This is a genomic window from Streptomyces sp. NPDC041135 (assembly GCF_055592085.1).
Window position 1 is genome coordinate 73,787 of sequence record NZ_JBVIYZ010000009.1, and the last position, 15,786, is coordinate 89,572.

Annotated in this window: 14 protein-coding genes; 1 reads left to right on the forward strand and 13 read right to left on the reverse strand. The window is 72.3% G+C overall.

Features of this window, described 5'->3' with window-relative positions; all coding sequences use genetic code 11:
• Positions 1–8: 8 nt before the first annotated feature.
• The 8 genes from ACZ6CZ_RS21755 to ACZ6CZ_RS21790 all read right to left on the reverse strand — a co-directional run bounded on the left by ACZ6CZ_RS21755 (position 9) and on the right by ACZ6CZ_RS21790 (position 9,304).
• Entirely contained in the window at positions 9–2,093 is a 2,085-nt protein-coding gene (locus tag ACZ6CZ_RS21755) for a dipeptide ABC transporter ATP-binding protein (RefSeq protein WP_469023566.1), read from the reverse strand.
• Positions 2,090–3,040, reverse strand: coding sequence for an ABC transporter permease (locus tag ACZ6CZ_RS21760; protein ID WP_469023569.1), 951 nt, complete (start codon positions 3,038–3,040; stop codon positions 2,090–2,092). Before ACZ6CZ_RS21760 ends, ACZ6CZ_RS21755 begins: the two co-directional genes overlap by 4 nt.
• Position 3,041: 1 nt before the next feature.
• Positions 3,042–4,025 (reverse strand): ABC transporter permease, encoded by a 984-nt coding sequence (locus ACZ6CZ_RS21765; protein ID WP_469023572.1) that lies wholly within the window; start codon positions 4,023–4,025, stop codon positions 3,042–3,044.
• 254 nt (positions 4,026–4,279) lie between these two features.
• Positions 4,280–5,608 carry an LLM class flavin-dependent oxidoreductase gene (locus ACZ6CZ_RS21770; RefSeq protein ID WP_469023575.1) on the reverse strand — a complete coding sequence of 443 codons (1,329 nt, stop codon included), beginning with the start codon at positions 5,606–5,608 and terminating at the stop codon, positions 4,280–4,282.
• Between the two features lie 59 nt (positions 5,609–5,667).
• Complete coding sequence (locus ACZ6CZ_RS21775) at positions 5,668–6,732, reverse strand: aliphatic sulfonate ABC transporter substrate-binding protein (protein ID WP_469023577.1); 1,065 nt, start codon at positions 6,730–6,732, stop codon at positions 5,668–5,670.
• A gap of 36 nt (positions 6,733–6,768) precedes the next feature.
• Positions 6,769–7,521, reverse strand: a complete 753-nt coding sequence (locus ACZ6CZ_RS21780) for an ABC transporter ATP-binding protein (RefSeq protein WP_469023580.1) — start codon at positions 7,519–7,521, stop codon at positions 6,769–6,771.
• Positions 7,518–8,411, reverse strand: a complete 894-nt coding sequence (locus ACZ6CZ_RS21785; protein WP_469023582.1) for an ABC transporter permease — start codon at positions 8,409–8,411, stop codon at positions 7,518–7,520. The genes ACZ6CZ_RS21780 and ACZ6CZ_RS21785 overlap by 4 nt, the downstream gene beginning before the upstream one ends.
• Positions 8,408–9,304 (reverse strand): TauD/TfdA dioxygenase family protein, encoded by an 897-nt coding sequence (locus ACZ6CZ_RS21790; RefSeq protein ID WP_469023584.1) that lies wholly within the window; start codon positions 9,302–9,304, stop codon positions 8,408–8,410. The genes ACZ6CZ_RS21785 and ACZ6CZ_RS21790 overlap by 4 nt, the downstream gene beginning before the upstream one ends.
• A gap of 650 nt (positions 9,305–9,954) precedes the next feature.
• On the opposite strand from ACZ6CZ_RS21790, the gene ACZ6CZ_RS21795 reads away from it, so the two are divergent.
• Positions 9,955–11,175 (forward strand): metallophosphoesterase, encoded by a 1,221-nt coding sequence (locus ACZ6CZ_RS21795; RefSeq protein WP_469023586.1) that lies wholly within the window; start codon positions 9,955–9,957, stop codon positions 11,173–11,175.
• A gap of 93 nt (positions 11,176–11,268) precedes the next feature.
• On the opposite strand, the gene ACZ6CZ_RS21800 is transcribed toward ACZ6CZ_RS21795, so the two are convergent.
• The 5 genes from ACZ6CZ_RS21800 to ACZ6CZ_RS21820 all read right to left on the reverse strand — a co-directional run bounded on the left by ACZ6CZ_RS21800 (position 11,269) and on the right by ACZ6CZ_RS21820 (position 15,700).
• Positions 11,269–11,511 (reverse strand): DUF5302 domain-containing protein, encoded by a 243-nt coding sequence (locus tag ACZ6CZ_RS21800; protein ID WP_469023588.1) that lies wholly within the window; start codon positions 11,509–11,511, stop codon positions 11,269–11,271.
• A 106-nt stretch (positions 11,512–11,617) separates the two neighbouring features.
• Positions 11,618–13,027, reverse strand: a complete 1,410-nt coding sequence (locus ACZ6CZ_RS21805; protein WP_469023591.1) for a DEAD/DEAH box helicase — start codon at positions 13,025–13,027, stop codon at positions 11,618–11,620.
• 290 nt (positions 13,028–13,317) lie between these two features.
• Positions 13,318–13,965, reverse strand: coding sequence for a superoxide dismutase (locus ACZ6CZ_RS21810; RefSeq protein ID WP_469023593.1), 648 nt, complete (start codon positions 13,963–13,965; stop codon positions 13,318–13,320).
• A gap of 45 nt (positions 13,966–14,010) precedes the next feature.
• Complete coding sequence (locus ACZ6CZ_RS21815) at positions 14,011–14,688, reverse strand: sigma-70 family RNA polymerase sigma factor (protein ID WP_469023596.1); 678 nt, start codon at positions 14,686–14,688, stop codon at positions 14,011–14,013.
• Positions 14,689–14,938: 250 nt separating this feature from the next.
• Entirely contained in the window at positions 14,939–15,700 is a 762-nt protein-coding gene (locus ACZ6CZ_RS21820) for a hypothetical protein (RefSeq protein ID WP_469023597.1), read from the reverse strand.
• Positions 15,701–15,786 lie beyond the last annotated feature (86 nt).

The following is a 15,786-nucleotide window of genomic DNA, read 5'->3' on the forward strand; positions in this document are numbered from 1 at the left end:
GCCGGTGTTCAGACGCCGTGGCAGGCGTACTGATGGCCGGGGACTCCGGCTGCCGGGGTCAGCCCGGGGGCCTGGGAGCGACAGCGGTGGCGCAGTTCCTCGTCGGCGGCGCGGTACAGCGGGCAGCGGTCGGCGAAGACACATCCCGCGGGCAGGCGCGCGGCGTTCGGCTGCTCTCCCTCCAGCACGACGCGTTCACGGGTTCGTTCCCGCTCGGGGTCGGGTATCGGGATCGCCGACAGCAGCGCACGGGTGTAGGGGTGCCTGGGGTCGGAGAAGATCGCCTCGGTGTCCCCGGTCTCGACGATGTGCCCCAGGTACATCACCGCGATGCGGTCGGAGATGTACCGGACCACGGCCAGGTCGTGGGCGACCACGAGGTAGGCGAGGCCGAGTTCACGCTTGAGCCGCGCCAGCAGGTTGATCACCCCGGCCTGTACCGAGACGTCCAGGGCGGAGAGCGGCTCGTCGAGCGCGAGCAGCTTCGGCTCCGTCGCCAGGGCGCGGGCGATACCGACCCGTTGGCGCTGGCCTCCGGAGAGAGCGGCCGGGAAGCGGTCGCCCACCGAGTCGTCCAGGCCGACCAGGGTCAGCAGTTCGTGGACCCGTGCCCGTATCGCCTCGCGATCACGCCCGACCGCGCGCAGCGGTTCGGCCAGCGAGTGGAACACGGGCATCCGGGGGTCCAGGGCCCCCAGGGGGTCCTGCATGACGATCTGGACGTCCTGGCGCAGCTCCCGCGGGCGCGCGCCGGGCGGGAGGGTGCCGACGTCGATGCCGGCGACCTCGATCCGGCCGCCTTCGGGCCGCCTGAGCCGGAGGATCTCCATCAGGGTCGTGGTCTTTCCGCTGCCGGACTCGCCGACCAGGCCGAGGGTCTCGCCGGCGCGCAGCTCGAAGCTGACCCGGCTGACGGCGTGCAGCGTGCCGACCCGGCGCTTGAGGAGGGCGCCCTTGGTGACCGGGAAGGTCTTGACGAGGTCCTCGACACGGAGCACCACCTCGCCGGCCTCCGCGCGGGGCGAGGGCGCCGGTCGGGCGACGGGCGCGGCATCGCCCGCCGGGTCCAGGGAGCCGTCGGCGATCTCGGCGGCGCGCAGGCAGGCCACGTCTCCGTGCCCGGTGACGTGGCGCAGTTCCGGTTCGCCGGAGCGGCACGCGTCGAGGGCGACGGCGCAGCGGGGTGCGAAGGGGCAGCCGTCGGGGAGGTTCACCAGGGCGGGCGGCTCGCCGCCGATGGGGACCAGGGGACGGCGGGAGCCGCCGTCCACGGTCGGCACGGCGGCCAGCAGCCGCGCGGTGTACGGCATCGTCGGCCGGCGGAAGAGTTCCCCGACGCCCGCGCGTTCCACGAACCGGCCGGCGTACATGACGGCGACGTCGTCGGCGTGGCCCGCGACGACCCCGAGGTCGTGCGTGATCAGGACGAGTCCGGCGCCGGTCTCCCGCTGTGCCAGCCGCAGCACGTCGAGGATCTGGGCCTGCACGGTGACGTCGAGCGCGGTGGTGGGTTCGTCGGCGACGAGCACGGACGGCCTGTTGGCGATGGCCATGGCGATGACCACGCGCTGGCGCATGCCGCCGGAGAACTCGTGCGGGAAGGCGCCGGCCCGGCCGCGCGGGTCGGGGATGCCGACCAGGTCGAGCAGTTGCACGGCTTGGTCCCAGGCCGCCCGCTTCGTCAGGTCCTGGTGGACCCGCAGGGCGTCGGAGAGCAGCCTGCCCACCGAGAAGATCGGTGTGAGGGCGGACAGGGGGTCCTGGAAGATCATGCCGATGGAGTCGCCGCGGATCTTCGACAGCGCCCGGTCGTCGAGGCCGACGAGGTCCCGGCCGCCGAGCAGCACCTGACCGCGCAGGTCGGCGGTGGGCGGCAGCAGGCCCATGATGCCCATGGCGGTGGCCGACTTGCCGGAACCGGATTCGCCGACGACGCAGAGGGTCCGGCCGGGCAGCAGGTCGAAGCTGACACCGCGTACCGCCTCGACGGTGCCGGCCTCGGAGGGGAAGGAGATCCGCAGATCCCGCACGGACAGGACGGGTGCCGCGTCGGTGGGGGGTACGGGGGCGGGCAGCGGGCTCGCGAGGGTCATCGTCGGCCTCCTGCCGAACCGGTCACCGACGTGGGGTCGAGGGCGTCGCGCAGGCCGTCGCCGATGAAGGTCATCGACACGGTGAGCAGCACGACAAGGCCGGCGGGGAAGGCGAAGAGCCAGGGGGCGCTCGTGACGGTGCTCGCGCCGTCCGCGAGCATCGTGCCGAGGGAGACGTCCGGGGTCTGGACGCCGAATCCCAGGAACGACAGGGCGGTTTCGCTGAGCACGGTCGCCACGACTCCGAGCGTCAGGTTGACGATCAGCAGGGAGCCGAGGTTGGGGATGATGTGGCGGAGGATGATCCGCAGCGGACCGACTCCCATGAACTCGGCCGCCCGCACGTAGTCCCGTTCGCGCAGTGAGGTGGAGACGGACCAGATCACCCGCGCGGTGGACATCCAGCCGAACGCGGTCAGCACGACGATGAGGGCGCGCCAGTCGCCGGCCAGCCGGTGGGAGACCAGCGCGAGGATGAGGAACGAGGGCACGATCAGGAGGAAGTGGATGACGGCAAGGGTCACCCGCTCCACCCGGCCCCCGAAGTAGGCGGCGCCGGAGCCGATGACCGCGGCCAGGACGATCGTCAGGACGGACACGCTCACGGCGATCACCAGGGAGCGCTGGAGCCCGTGCACGGCGCAGGCGTAGATGTCGTTGCCGCCCTGGTTGGTGCCGAACCAGTGGAGGCCGCTCGGCGGCTGGGTGAGTGCGGTGAAGTCGGCGTCGGTGTGGGCGTAGGAGGTGAAGCGGCCGCCGACGGCGGCGAACAGCACCAGCAGCACGAAGATGACCACTCCGACGACGGCGAGGCGGTTGCGCAGGAAACGCCGCAGGTAGAGCCGGCCGAGGCCGAGGTTCGCGGGTGGGCGCGCGGTGGTGGCCGTCCGCGGAGGCCGCTCGGCGGCCGGACCCGAAGGCGTGTGGGTCGTCGCGTCGGTGGGCACGTCAGCTCACCCGCACTCTGGGGTCGAGGAGGACCGTGGCGATGTCCGCGAGAATTGCTCCGACCGCGGTCAGGGCCGCGGCGAAGGCGGCCGTCGCGACCACGCCGTGGACGTCGTTCTTGCTGATGGTCTGGATGAAGTAGCGGCCCATGCCGTTCCAGCCGAAGATCGTCTCCGTGATGACGGCACCGGTGAAGACGGCCGGGACGCTGAACGCCACGGAGGCGGCCGTCGGGATGAGCGCGGCCCTCAGGGCGTGCCGGCGGATGGCCTGGCTCCGGGTGAGCCCGGTGGCCTGGGCGGTGCGCACGAAGTCGGCGTTGAGCGTGTCGAGCAGCAGGGAACGCTGGGTGAGGTGGTAGCCGACGTAGCCCATCAGTGTGAGCGTCAGGGTGGGCAGGATCAGGTGCAGGAGGCGGTCACCGATGGTGGGGAGCAGTCCTTCGACGCCCGGTGAGTTCTCCCCGGCGACGTAGAGGAAGTGCAGCCCGGCGTGCTGGTTCAGCCAGATGGCGACGAAGACCACGGCGAGGGCGGCGACGGACGTGGGGACGTTGAACACCACGATGGACACGGCCTGCGACACCCGGTCCGCCCAGCCGTACTGCCGTGCGGCGGTGTAGACGCCGAGTGCGACGCCGAGCGCGACGGACAGCACGGTCGCGACGACGACCAACTCCGCGCTGACCAGGGCCCGGTAGCCCAATTCACCGTTGACGGAGACGCCGGTGGGGGACTTTCCCCAGTCGAAGTGCAGGGTCACCGACGTCAGCCAGTCCCACCAGCGGTGCACCAGGGGGACCCTGGGGTCCAGGTTGTACGGCGCGAGGGCCCGGTCGATCTGTGCCTCGGAGCGGACGGGCCGCAGCTCCTTGAAGTTCGACCGCGGGTCCAGGAACCAACTGGCCATGACGTAGGTCGCGTTCGTCGCGATCACGATCATCAGCAGCCAGCCGGCCGCCTTGCGCATCACATAGCGCGCCACGCGCCGCACCTCCTCGCCACACACGGGATGCGTGCCGCTGGAGCACCGGGGAGACAGGTCGCATGCATGCGCGGTGAAGCTTTCTGCGGGTACGGAAGGAAGACGTGGTGATGTACACGTCAGCCTGGTCCGTACCGTGCCGCGGCACCAGGTTTTGCCTGGTCGCGCCATGAGCTCGACACATTGCTGTTGCACACAGCCCGGCATACGGAGCGATTCCGGATGCATCTCCCCGGTCGCCGGCGGCGCGCGGGTCAGGTGTGGAACTGGTTCGCCGGTACCGGGAGCCCGTAGTGCTCGCGCAGGGTGGTGCCCTCGTACTCCTCGCGGAACAGACCCTTGCCGCGCAGGATGGGGAGCACCTGCTCGATGAAGGTCGCGAGGCCCGACGGCAGCGCGGGCGTCATGATGTTGAACCCGTCCGCGGCGCCGCCCTCGAACCAGGCGATGATCGTGTCCGCGACCTGCTCAGGCGTGCCGACGAACTCGAAGTGACCGCGTCCGCCGCCGAGCCGGGAGATGATCTGCCGCACGGTGAGCTGCTCGCGCACCGCGAGGTCCAGGATCAGGTCGGAACGGCTCTGCGATCCCTCCAGCTTCGGCCTCGCCAGGATGAAGTCCGGCAGGGCTGCGTCGAGTTCGAAGACGGACGGTTCGGTCTCGAAGACCGCGGCCAGCTGGCGCAGCCCGTACTCCGGGATGCGCAGGTCGTCGAACTGCTTGGCCAGCGCCCGGGCTTCGGCCTCGGTCGACCCGATGTACGGGACGATGCCGGGCAGGACGATCACCGCGTCCGGGTCGCGACCCGCGGCCCTGGTCCGTGCCTTGATGTCCGCGTAGAAGGCGGCCGCACGCTCGTACGTCGTGTGGGCGGTGAAGATCGCCTCGGCGTGCCGGGCCGCGAAGTCCTTGCCGTCCTCGGAGGAACCGGCCTGGACGAGCAGGGGGTGGCCCTGCGGCGGACGCTCGACGTTGAGCGGTCCGGCCACCTTGAAGTACCGGCCGCGGTGGTCCAGTGCGTGCAGCCGCGCCGGGTCGGCGTAGCGCCCCGTGCTCTTGTCGGCGGTGACGGCCCCGGACTCCCAGCTGTCCCACAGCGCCTTGGCGACCTTCAGGAACTCGTCGGCGCGGGCGTAGCGTTCGGCGTGGCCGGGACGGTCGTCGAGGCCGAAGTTGGCCGCCTCGTCGGCCCCTGCCGACGTGACGATGTTCCAGCCGGCCCGCCCCCCGCTGACGTGGTCGACGGACGCCAGCCGGCGGGCGAGGTTGTACGGCTCGTTGTACGTCGACGACACGGTCGCGATGAGGCCGATCCTGCTGGTCGCCTGGGACAGCGCGGTCAGCAGCGTCAGCGGTTCGAGCTGGCCCGGCGGCCGGAACTCGCCGGTTCCGGTGAGGGCGGGGCCGTCCGCGAGGAACAGCGAGTCGAACGCGGCGCCCTCGGCCAGCCGGGCCAGCTCGATCCAGTGCTTCAGGTCGAAGTCGGCCCGCGGGTTGCTGCCGGGGAGCCTCCATGCCGCTTCGTGGTGACCCGCCTCCATGAGGAAGGCGTTGAGGTGGAGCCGCCGCTGTCTCGCGCTCACGGGTGCTCTCCTTTCCTGGTGAGGAGTTCGTCGTCCGTCGTCCTGGAAGGGGGGCCGGCTCAGTCGAAGGTCAGCTTCGAGCTGTCGTAGCCGGCCGGGAGGAGGTTGTCGGTGATCGACGGGACGTCGACCCTCCTGGTGATCTGGCCCGCCTCCAGGAAGGCGTCGGCGAGTTTCTGCTCCGCGGCGATGTCCGGCTTCCCGATCGGGGTCACCCGGGTCTCGAACGTCTCCAGGGACGCTCTGGCGTCGGCCGGCGGGATGCCCTCCTCCTCGGAGACGGCCTGTGCGTAGGTGTCCTCGTGCTTGATCGCGTAGGCGAACTCGCGTGCCAGCCGCCGCAGTACGTCCGTCAGGGCCGCCCGCTTCGTGGCGTCACCGAGCGACTTGGCACTGGCGACGTAGTAACTGGCCGTCTGGTCGATCGGCGGGAGGCCCTTGGCCAGGATCCGTGCCCCGTTCTTGACCGCGATCGCCGACTGCGGGTTCCAGATCGACCAGGCGTCCACCTTGCCGGTGTTGAACGCCGTGGCGCCGGCCGCCGGGTCGAGGAAGACCAGGTGCACGTCCTTGGGGCCGAGGCCGGCGCTCTTGAGCGCGTTGAGCGCCAGACCGTGCGCCGAACTGCCCTGCGGTACGGCGATCTTCTTGCCCTTGAGGTCGGCGAGTGTCTTCAGCTCCGACCCCTTCGGCACGATGATGTTCTCGTTGGCCTGAGTGGGCTTCAGCGAGCGGTTGACGGCCACGATCTTGAAGCCGTACTCCTTCGCCGCCCCGGTGATCGGCGGTACGTCGCCGACGGAGCCGAGGTCGATGTCGCCCGAGGCGGCGGCCTGCACCAGCGGCGGGCCGTAGGTGAACCGGGCGAACCTCACCTTGTACGGTGCGTCGTCGAACGCACCGGTGATCTTCGCCAGGACCTGGCTGCCGTCACCACCGTTGTCTCCGATGGTGAAGGTGTACTTGCTCCACTCGGGGTGCGCGGACGCGTTGCCGCTCGACTTGCCCAGCGGCGCCGCCTGCGACGACGAGCCGCACGCGGCCAGGGTGCCCGTCAGGGCGAGCAGGCCGACGGCGCCGGCGAGGCGGGTGGTTCGTCTGTGCGTGATGTTCCGGCTGTACATGGTGTGTTCCGGCTTTCTGTGCGGTGGTGCGGGACGTCAGTGCTGACCGGCGATGCCGAGGTCGTGCAGGAGCGCGGAGCGCAGTTCCTCGCGGGCGACGCTCGCCTCGCGGTCCGCTGCCGGGAGCTGGACGGGATGCGCGGCGCCGATGCGCCCGTCGCGCATCACGAGGATGCGGTCCGCCAGGGCGATCGCCTCGTCCACGTCGTGGGTGACCAGCAGCATGGCCGCGTGGTGCTTGCTGCGCAGCGCCCGCACGAGGTCGTGCATGCGCAGCCGGGTGATCGCGTCGAGCGCCGCGAACGGCTCGTCCAGCAGGACGAGTACGGGCTCGGACACCAGGGCGCGCGCGAGCGACACCCGCTGGGCCTCGCCGCCGGAGAGCTCCTTGGGCCACGCCCTCTCCCGTCCCGCGAGTCCCACCTCGGCGAGCACCTCGCGGGCCCGCTGCTCCGCGTCGGGCCCGTACAGGCCGAGCGTGATGTTGCGCAGCACCCGCTGCCAGGGCAGCAGCCGGTCGGCCTGGAACACGATCGCCCGCCTCGCCGGGACCTCCACCCGCCCGCCGTCGGGCCGGTCCAGTCCGGCGAGCAGCCGCAGGAGGGTGCTCTTGCCGCAGCCGGACGGGCCGAGCAGGATCACCAGCTCCTCGTCGGCGATGGTGAGGTCGAGGTGGTCGAGCACCACCCGGTCGCCGAACCGCCGGACGACCTGCTCGACGACGACTCCGGTGCGCCGCCGGGTCCGTGTCCCGGTCGTGCCGCCGATGGTTCCGGTCGTGCCGCTCATGACGCCTCATATCCGGGGCGCCACCGCAGCAGCACCCGCTCGAGTATCCGGACGAGCTGGTCGGCGAGCAGGCCGAGGAGGGAGTAGATCACCAGGCCCACGAAGACCTGGTTGGTCTGGAGATAGGTCTGCCCTTGAGTGATGAGGAAGCCGAGTCCCTTGTCCGCGTTGACCGTCTCGGCGGCGACGAGGCCCAGCACGCTGTAGGCGAGGGAGAAGCGCAGGCCGACCAGGAACCCGGGCAGGGCTCCGGGCACCAGCACCCGCGCCACGACGCGCCACGTGCCCGCGCCCGTCGTGCGCGCCATCTCGATCAGGCGCTGGTCGACGCCCCGGATCGCGGCGAACAGGTTGAGATACATCGGGACGCCGGCCCCGAACGAGATCAGCAGCACCTTCGTGAGCTCGTCGATGCCGAACCACACGATCATCAGCGGCAGCACCGCCAGCAGCGGGATCGTGTTGAGGACCTGCACCAGGCCGTTGAACAGGTACTCACCGCTGCGCAGCAGTCCGCCGAGCACCCCGGTGACGATGCCCGCGCTCAGACCGATCAGGAGTCCGATGCCGGCCCGTTGCAGCGAGATGGCCACGTCCGGCCCGAGCACGCCCTGCTGCCACAGGTCGGCGGCGGCCTTCACGATGGCGGTCGGCGCCGGGGCGTAGGTCTTCGCCAGCACGCCGGCCCTGGCGAGGGCCTCCCAGGCGAGCAGGATGACGACCGGAGTGGTGTAGATGCCGAGCGGCCAGCGCAGGCGCTCGCGCAGTGTGCTGAGCGGTGTGCGGCGGCGGGCGTCGCGCGGCAGGAAGACCTCGCGTTCCCGCGCGCTCGCCGGCTCGGCGTCGGCGGTCTTGGCGACGGGCGGCACCTCGATGCGGATGCCGGTCATGCGGCCGTCTCCAGGACGCGGGTGTAGTGCGAGGCGTCGCCGACGAGTTGCTCGCTGCGGCGGCCGTCGACACCGACCGGCACGTCTCCGGCCACCGTCACCCGGTTGAGGAGGCGCGGATGGTCGTCGTAGTTGTCCACCCCGTAGTGCTGGGTGATCCGGTTGTCGAAGATCAGCAGCTGGCCGGGCGACCAGGTCCAGCGCAGGACGTTCTCCGGACGGGTCACGTACGACTGCAGCAGGCGCAGCAGCTCGGCCGAGTCGCCGCTGGGCAGGCCGACGATGCGCTTGGCGAACCCGCCGATGAACAGGCCGCGTTCGCCGGTCAGCGGATGCACCCGCACGAGCGGGTGCTCCGCCTCGTAGGGGGTCGAGACGAACACCCGGTCGTACTCCTGGCGCTGCGCCGTCGCGGCGGAAGGGCGGGCGTAGTCGTACTGGTTGCTGTGCACGACGCGCAAGGAGTCCGCGAGGACGCGCAGGGGCCGGGGCAGGTCGCGGTAGGCGGCGGCCGCGTTCGCGATGAGCGTCTCGCCTCCGTAGGGCGGAACCGTGAGGGACCGCAGGATGGTGAGCTGCGGCGGGTTGACCACGAAGGTGACGTCCGTGTGCCACTCGTTGGCCTTGGACGTCTCGCTGTCGACGGCGAGCACGTTCCTCGTCCCGTCGGCGGCCGGGACGTTGGGGTGCGCGGTGGTGAGGTCGCCGAACCACGCGGCCACGCGCTCCTGGCCGGCGTTGTCGAGGTCCACCTGGTCGAACACGATGGCCTTGTGCGCGTCGAGGGCTCGGCGGAGCGCCGCGACCGTCGAGGGATCGGCCGGTGCCGTGAGGTCGACACCGTCGACGACCGCGCCGATACGGCCGGTCAGTTTGCGGAGGGACGGAGGCATGCGGGGGTCCTTCTCGGCGAGGCGGGCGCACCACAGGGTGCGCAGGGGCGAAGAGCGGAGTGAGGGGGTGAGCGCGGGGGCGGTCCACCTGACATGCGGTGGTCGTCAGTGCGCGACGCGGCAGGAGGGGGCCGCAGGCAGGCACCGACGACGCCGGGGCGTCCGACGCGGGCCGGACGACCGGTGGGCCGGCACCGCCGCGACTGGTCCACCGGGACGGCGTCTCATGGCCGGCTCCGCGGCCCGGCCGACCGGTCGTCCGGTCGTCGGCGAGGGACTCGGGCAGCCCTCTCCGGCCTCTCCGGCAAGGGGAGACGCGGGGAGGATCCCGAGGCGGAGACCGTCAGAACGCAGAAGGTGAGGTCGAGAGTCTCGCGGAGCGCCGTAGGGCGACGTGCCGGCTCAGCGACAACAGAACGCGCTGGAGACGTGCGCCAGGTCGATGTGGCGCCGCCGGGTGAGGTCCACGCGCGGGTTCATGGGACGGGAGTTCAGCAGAGGTGCCTCGCGCCGGTCAAGGAGTTCTCGCGGGGGTCTTGCATGGCGGACACGGCCACGGGTCGGGGATCGCGCCCGTGCACGCCGGGCCCGCCGCCCCGGAGGCGACCGGATACAGTGCGCGCAACGGCAGCCCGGTCAGGGAGGGAAGCGTGACCGACACCAGCAACACCCGGCCCGCCGAGGGTGAGGCGGGGGCGCCGCGGCCGAGCCGGCTGCTCCGCCTGATGCGGTACATGCCCCTGATCGCCCCCGTCCTGCTGTGGGCCGTGCCCTGCTGGGTGCTCCTGCACACCGGCCAGCACTGGCCGCTGCCCGTCAGGCTGGCCGGCACCGCCCTGTTCGCCGCCGGCCTCGTAGGCATGCCGCTGGCGATGATGCGCGGTCACGGCCGGCGCCAGCAGGACCGGGCGTCGATCGTCGGTGACACCCTGCTGGGCGCGGGCTGGGTGCTGTTCACCTGGTCCGTGCTGCTCGGTGTCCTGCTGCGGCTCGCCCTGACCGTGGCCGGCGTCGGCGGGAGCCAGGACCGCGCCCGGATCGTCACCTGGGCCGTCCTCGGCGTGAGCGCCGCACTGCTCGCCTGGGGATACGCCGAGGCGCGCCGCGTGCCCCGCGTGCGGCGGCTCGACGTGGCACTTCCGCGGCTGGGTGCCGGGCTGGACGGCACCCGCGTCGTCCTCATCACCGACACCCACTACGGCCCGCTCGACCGCGCCCGCTGGTCGGCACGGGTGTGCGAGACGGTGAACACCCTGGAAGCCGACCTGGTCTGCCACACCGGCGACATCGCGGACGGCACGGCCGAACGCCGCCGCGCCCAGGCCCTCCCGCTCGGTACCGTGCGGGCCACCCGGGCCCGGGTGTACGTCACCGGCAACCACGAGTACTACAGCGAGGCCCAGGGCTGGGTCGACCTGATGGGCGAGCTGGGCTGGGAGCCGCTGCGCAACCGGCACGTGCTGCTCGAACGCGGAGGCGACACCCTCGTGGTGGCCGGCGTGGACGACGTCACCGCCGAGTCCTCCGGCCTGGCCGGTCACCGCGCGCACCTCGCCGGAGCCCTGGAGGGCGCCGACCCCGGGCTGCCCGTCCTGCTCCTGGCGCACCAGCCCAAGTTCGTCGACCGGGCGGCGGCCGCCGGCGTCGATCTCCAGCTCTCCGGCCACACCCACGGCGGGCAGATCTGGCCCTTCCACCACCTGGTGCGCCTCGACCAGCCCGCCCTCGCCGGCCTCAGCCGCCACGGCGCCCGCACGCTGCTCTACACGAGCCGCGGGACCGGCTTCTGGGGCCCGCCGTTCCGCGTCTTCGCCCCCAGCGAGATCACCCTGCTGGTGCTCCGCTCCCCGCACGCCCCCACCGCGCCGTAGCACCGGGCGGGCCGATGGCCGCGCGGGAACGCCTCGCCCGCGGCGCGCGCCCCGGCAGGCGCGCGTCGCGGGCGGCTCGCGGTACGGGCCGGCTCAGCCGCCGCTCTTGCGCCGGAACGACCGCTGGCTCGCGGCCGGGCCGTGCGCCGCACGCACCTTCGACGCGTCCGGGTTGGCGGCGACGTCGGCCGCGTCGGCCTGCGCACCGCGCTTGCGGGCCAGGGCCTCGCGGAACTTGCGCTTGAGGTCGTAGGTGCCGTCGCTGTCCGGGGCCAGCGGGGACGTCTCGGGCGTGGCCGACTCCGAACCTTCCGTAGGTACGGGCTCTGCGGTCATGGTGACCTCCTGGGTTCGGGGGTGGGCAGGCACAGCTTGTCATGCCGGACGCGGTGCGGGCGCCGGGCAGCCCTGCTGAGGGGACGCGCGGACAGGGCGACCGCTGTCAGCCGTTGCGGCGCACGAGGGCGGCCTTGCGGGCCTCGGCGAGCTTGCGGGCCTCGCCGGCCTTCCGGGACTTGCCGCCGGCGCCGCGGGAGGCGTCCTTGCTGGTGCCGAGGCCGCGGAAGGGCGCGTTGTGGTTCTTGGGCCGGGGAGCAGCGGGCCCGCCGTCGAGCGGGGTGCCGGAAGGTCGCACGGCGCCGGTGATGCGGCTCAGTTCCGCCTCGCCCGAGCGGACCTTGGTGACGGTCGGCTCGATGCCCGCCTCGGCCAGCACGCGGCTCGTCTCGCGGCGCTGGTTCGCCAGGACGAGCGTGACCACGCTGCCCGACTCACCGGCCCGGGCGGTGCGGCCCGCCCGGTGCACGTAGTCCTTGGGGTCGGTGGGCGGGTCGACGTTGACCACGAGATCCAGGTCGTCGACGTGCAGGCCGCGGGCCGCGACGTCGGTCGCCACCAGAGCGGTGATCTGGCCGCCCTTGAACTGCGCCAGGGTCCGGCTGCGCTGGGGCTGGGACTTGCCGCTGTGCAGGGCCCCGGCGTGCACCCCGCTCGCGCGCAGATGCCGGGTGAGCTGGTCGACGGCGTGCTTGGTGTCTAGGAACAGCAGGACGCGGCCGTCGCGGGCGGCGATCTCCGTGGTGACGGCGTAGCGGTCGGGGCCGTGGACGACCAGGACGTGGTGGCGCATGGTCGAGACCGCGCCCGCGGAGGGGTCGACCGAGTGGACCACGGGGTCCTGGAGGTAGCGGCCGATCAGCTGGTCGACGTCGCGGTCCAGGGTGGCCGAGAACAGCATCCGCTGGCCGTCGGGGCGCACCTGGTCGAGCAGCTCGACGACCTGCGGCAGGAAGCCCAGGTCACACATCTGGTCGGCCTCGTCCAGCACGGTGATCCGCACCCGTCCCAGGCGGCAGGCGTTGCGCTCGATCAGATCGTGCAGGCGACCGGGGGTGGCGACCACCACCTCGGCTCCCTGGCGCAGCTCCGCGATCTGCCGGCCGATCGACAGGCCGCCGACGACCGCGGCCATCCGCAGCCGCAGGGCCTCGGCGTACGGCGCCAGCGCCTGGGTGACCTGCTGGGCCAGCTCACGGGTGGGCACGAGGATCAGGGCGAGGGGCTGTTTCGGTTCGGCGCGCCGCCCGGCCGTACGGGTCAGCAGCGGCAGGCCGAAGGCGAGCGTCTTGCCCGATCCGGTGCGCCCGCGCCCCAGGACATCGCGCCCCCGCAGGGCGTCGGGCAGGGTGGCGGCCTGGATCGGGAAGGGTTCGCGCACCCCGAGTCCGTCCAGCGTCCGCAGGACCTCCGCAGGCATTCCCAGGTCGGCGAAGGACACGGCCGGGGCCGGCGCCGGGGACCCGGGGTCGGCGGGAGCGCCGTGAGCGATGCCGGAGTCATCGGGATGCTTCATGAAGAGCCTTCCGCAGAGGAACGTACCGAGGAAGGCCCGGCAGGATCGAGCGGCCCACGCACCGGCGGAACCGCACGGACAGGGTCGCCCGTCGCCCACCGCGACGACCACGCAAACCCGTAACGCTAACACACGTCACGAACACACGGCACGAACACACGGCACGGCAGCGCGCCGGGAGAGCGGAAAGGCTCCCGCGAGGATCCGCCTCGCGGGAGTCTTCCCTTGTGCTGCCTGCCCGTGAAGGGTGAGAAGACGATCACGAGCAGGACATCTGCGTGGCTACGGCATCAGGGCGTGAGCAGCAGGGTGTCGCCGCGCTCCTTGGCGGCGGCGTAACGCCGCGCCACGTCCTGCCAGTTGACGACGGCCCACATGGCCTCGATGAAGTCCACCTTCTGGTTCTTGTACTGGAGGTAGAAGGCGTGCTCCCAGGCGTCGAAGACCAGGATCGGGGTGGAGCCCTGGCCGACGTTGCCCTGGTGGTCGTAGACCTGCTCGACGATCAGGCGGCCGCTCAGCGGCTCGTAGGCGAGCACGCCCCAGCCGGAGCCCTGTGTGGTGGCGGCGGCCTTGGTCAGCTGGGCCTTGAAGCCGGCGAACGAGCCGAAGGACTCGGTGATCGCGTCGGCCAGGTCCCCGACGCCGTCCTGGGCGAGGGGCTCGCCGCCACCGTCCTTCGGGCCGGTCATGTTCTGCCAGTAGATGCTGTGCAGGATGTGGCCGGAGAGGTGGAAGGCCAGGCTCTTCTCCAGGCCGTTGACCGAGCCCCACGTCTCCTTCTCCCGCGCCTCGGCCAGCTGCTCCAGGGTGTCGTTCGCACCCTTCACGTACGCCGCGTGGTGCTTGTCGTGGTGCAGCTCGATGATCTCCGGGCTGATGACCGGGGCGAGCGCCGAGTAGTCGTACGGGAGTTCAGGGAGCGTGTACAGCGCCATGTCCGACGTCCTCCGACGTTATTGCGAGTCATGTGCAGCTGCACGCTACCAGCAATTATGGGGACGTGCGATCAAGGGCCGTGCGGTGGCGCGCGGGCCGGAGCCGTCGCCCTCGTCGACGAGCCGCACGAGGGTCGCCCGGGCGCGGGCCACGCGGGAGCGCACGGTGCCGACGGGGCAACCGCAGACCCGGGCGGTCTCCTCGTAGGACAGCCCCGCCACCTGGGTCAGGACGAACGCCTCGCGGCGTTCGCCGGGGAGCGCGCGCAGCAGGTCCAGCAGCGCGATGCCGTCGTCGAAGCCCGGCAGCCCCCGCGGCTGGGCCCGTTCCACGGCCGCCTGCCAGTCGTGGGTGTCCGCCGTCCGCGGCCGGACGGCGGCCCGGCGGTAGCTGTCGACGACCGCGCGGCGGGCGATGGACAGCACCCAGGTGCGTGCCGAGGCCCGTCCCTCGAAGCGGTGCAGGCTGCCGAGCGCCCGGACGAACGTGTCCTGGGCCAGGTCGTCGACGCTCTGGGGGTCGGCTCCCAGATGGGCGACGTAGCGCAGCACGTCGGTGTGCAGGGCGCGTACGAAGCGGTCGACCGCGTCCGGGTCGCCGGCGCGGGCGGCCAGCGCCCAGGCGGTCGCCGAGGCGTCGGCCGAGGCCCGCCGCGCGTGCGAGGCAGCCGGGGGATCCTGGACAGGCGGGCCAGGCGGGACGGTCGGGGCAGAGGTGATCACGAGGTGTCCTTCTCGGGTCGTCCGGGGCCCTCGGCCGCGTGCGGCCACGGCTCGTCCGGTGAGCGGGGTGCGGCCGTAGGGGTGGTACGGCGGTGCCCGGGGCTCGCGCAGGCTCGTGCTCGGGTGCGTGCGACGCGCGTGCCGGTCGCTCGGCGACCGCTCACGGCACGGCTGGTGACGTCTTCAGAGGAAGGCTCAGGAGACCTGCTGGAGGAGGAACGGGAGGGGAGCCCCGGTGGGTCCGGCTGTCTCAGGCGACAGCGGCACCCACGGGCGGCCCCCGGGAGGTGATGGCGTGACCGAGAAGGAGCCGGGCCGGCGTACGGCGGCCGCCGTCGAGGTGCCTTCGCACGGACGGCCGGCGCGGCACCACGGGCGAGGCGAGCAGCATCCGCAGCGGTGCCACCAGGCGGGCGGACGCGGCGCGCAGGATGCGGAAGACGGCGCGCTCACCGTATGCCAGCCACAGACCGCACAGGACGGCGGCCAGCAGGTGGGCTGCGAACATGCCGAACGCGGCGCCGTCCGCCAGGCTGTGGGCGCCGATCAGGCCGGGCGTGCGAGGCACGGCGGGCACCGCGTGCGGCATGGTGCCCGCTGCCATGTGCCCCACGCCCGCCATGTCCATCCCGTCCATGGGCATGGAGCCCATGTGGTTGGAACCCATGTGGTTAGAACCCACGCGGCTGGAGCCCATGTGTCCGAGACCCATGGCGGTGGAAGCCATGCCGACCGAGGTCGAGGTGGCGCCGGACGTGACGGACCCGGCCAGGGAGAAGGTCTCGTGGAGCAGTGCCTGGGCCGTGACCACGACAGCGACGATCGGCGCACGCCCGCGCTCGCGGCCGGCGAGACACCAACCGGCCGCGCCCGTGCCGGCGGCGCCCGCGGCCATGGCCCACCAGGGCACGGACGTGCCGGACATCAGCACGTGGCCGAGGGCGGCGAGCAGCACGCAGACGGCGGCGAACACGCCGGCCCGCAGCGTGCGACACCACCCTCCGACCGTCATGACGTGCCCATCTCCGAAGCCGAGGTCCGATCGTCGCCGGGGGGTACGTTCGGTCACCTGTCCCCGGACTCACCCCGCAAAGAGTG

Coding starts and splice junctions, on each gene's coding strand:
- ACZ6CZ_RS21785 (WP_469023582.1), bottom strand. CDS start 8,411: ATGACCGGCATCCGCATCGAGGTGCCGCCCGTCGCCAAGACCGCCGAC.
- ACZ6CZ_RS21780 (WP_469023580.1), bottom strand. CDS start 7,521: ATGAGCGGCACGACCGGAACCATCGGCGGCACGACCGGGACACGGACC.
- ACZ6CZ_RS21820 (WP_469023597.1), bottom strand. CDS start 15,700: ATGACGGTCGGAGGGTGGTGTCGCACGCTGCGGGCCGGCGTGTTCGCC.
- ACZ6CZ_RS21800 (WP_469023588.1), bottom strand. CDS start 11,511: ATGACCGCAGAGCCCGTACCTACGGAAGGTTCGGAGTCGGCCACGCCC.
- ACZ6CZ_RS21805 (WP_469023591.1), bottom strand. CDS start 13,027: ATGAAGCATCCCGATGACTCCGGCATCGCTCACGGCGCTCCCGCCGAC.
- ACZ6CZ_RS21775 (WP_469023577.1), bottom strand. CDS start 6,732: ATGTACAGCCGGAACATCACGCACAGACGAACCACCCGCCTCGCCGGC.
- ACZ6CZ_RS21810 (WP_469023593.1), bottom strand. CDS start 13,965: ATGGCGCTGTACACGCTCCCTGAACTCCCGTACGACTACTCGGCGCTC.
- ACZ6CZ_RS21755 (WP_469023566.1), bottom strand. CDS start 2,093: ATGACCCTCGCGAGCCCGCTGCCCGCCCCCGTACCCCCCACCGACGCG.
- ACZ6CZ_RS21790 (WP_469023584.1), bottom strand. CDS start 9,304: ATGCCTCCGTCCCTCCGCAAACTGACCGGCCGTATCGGCGCGGTCGTC.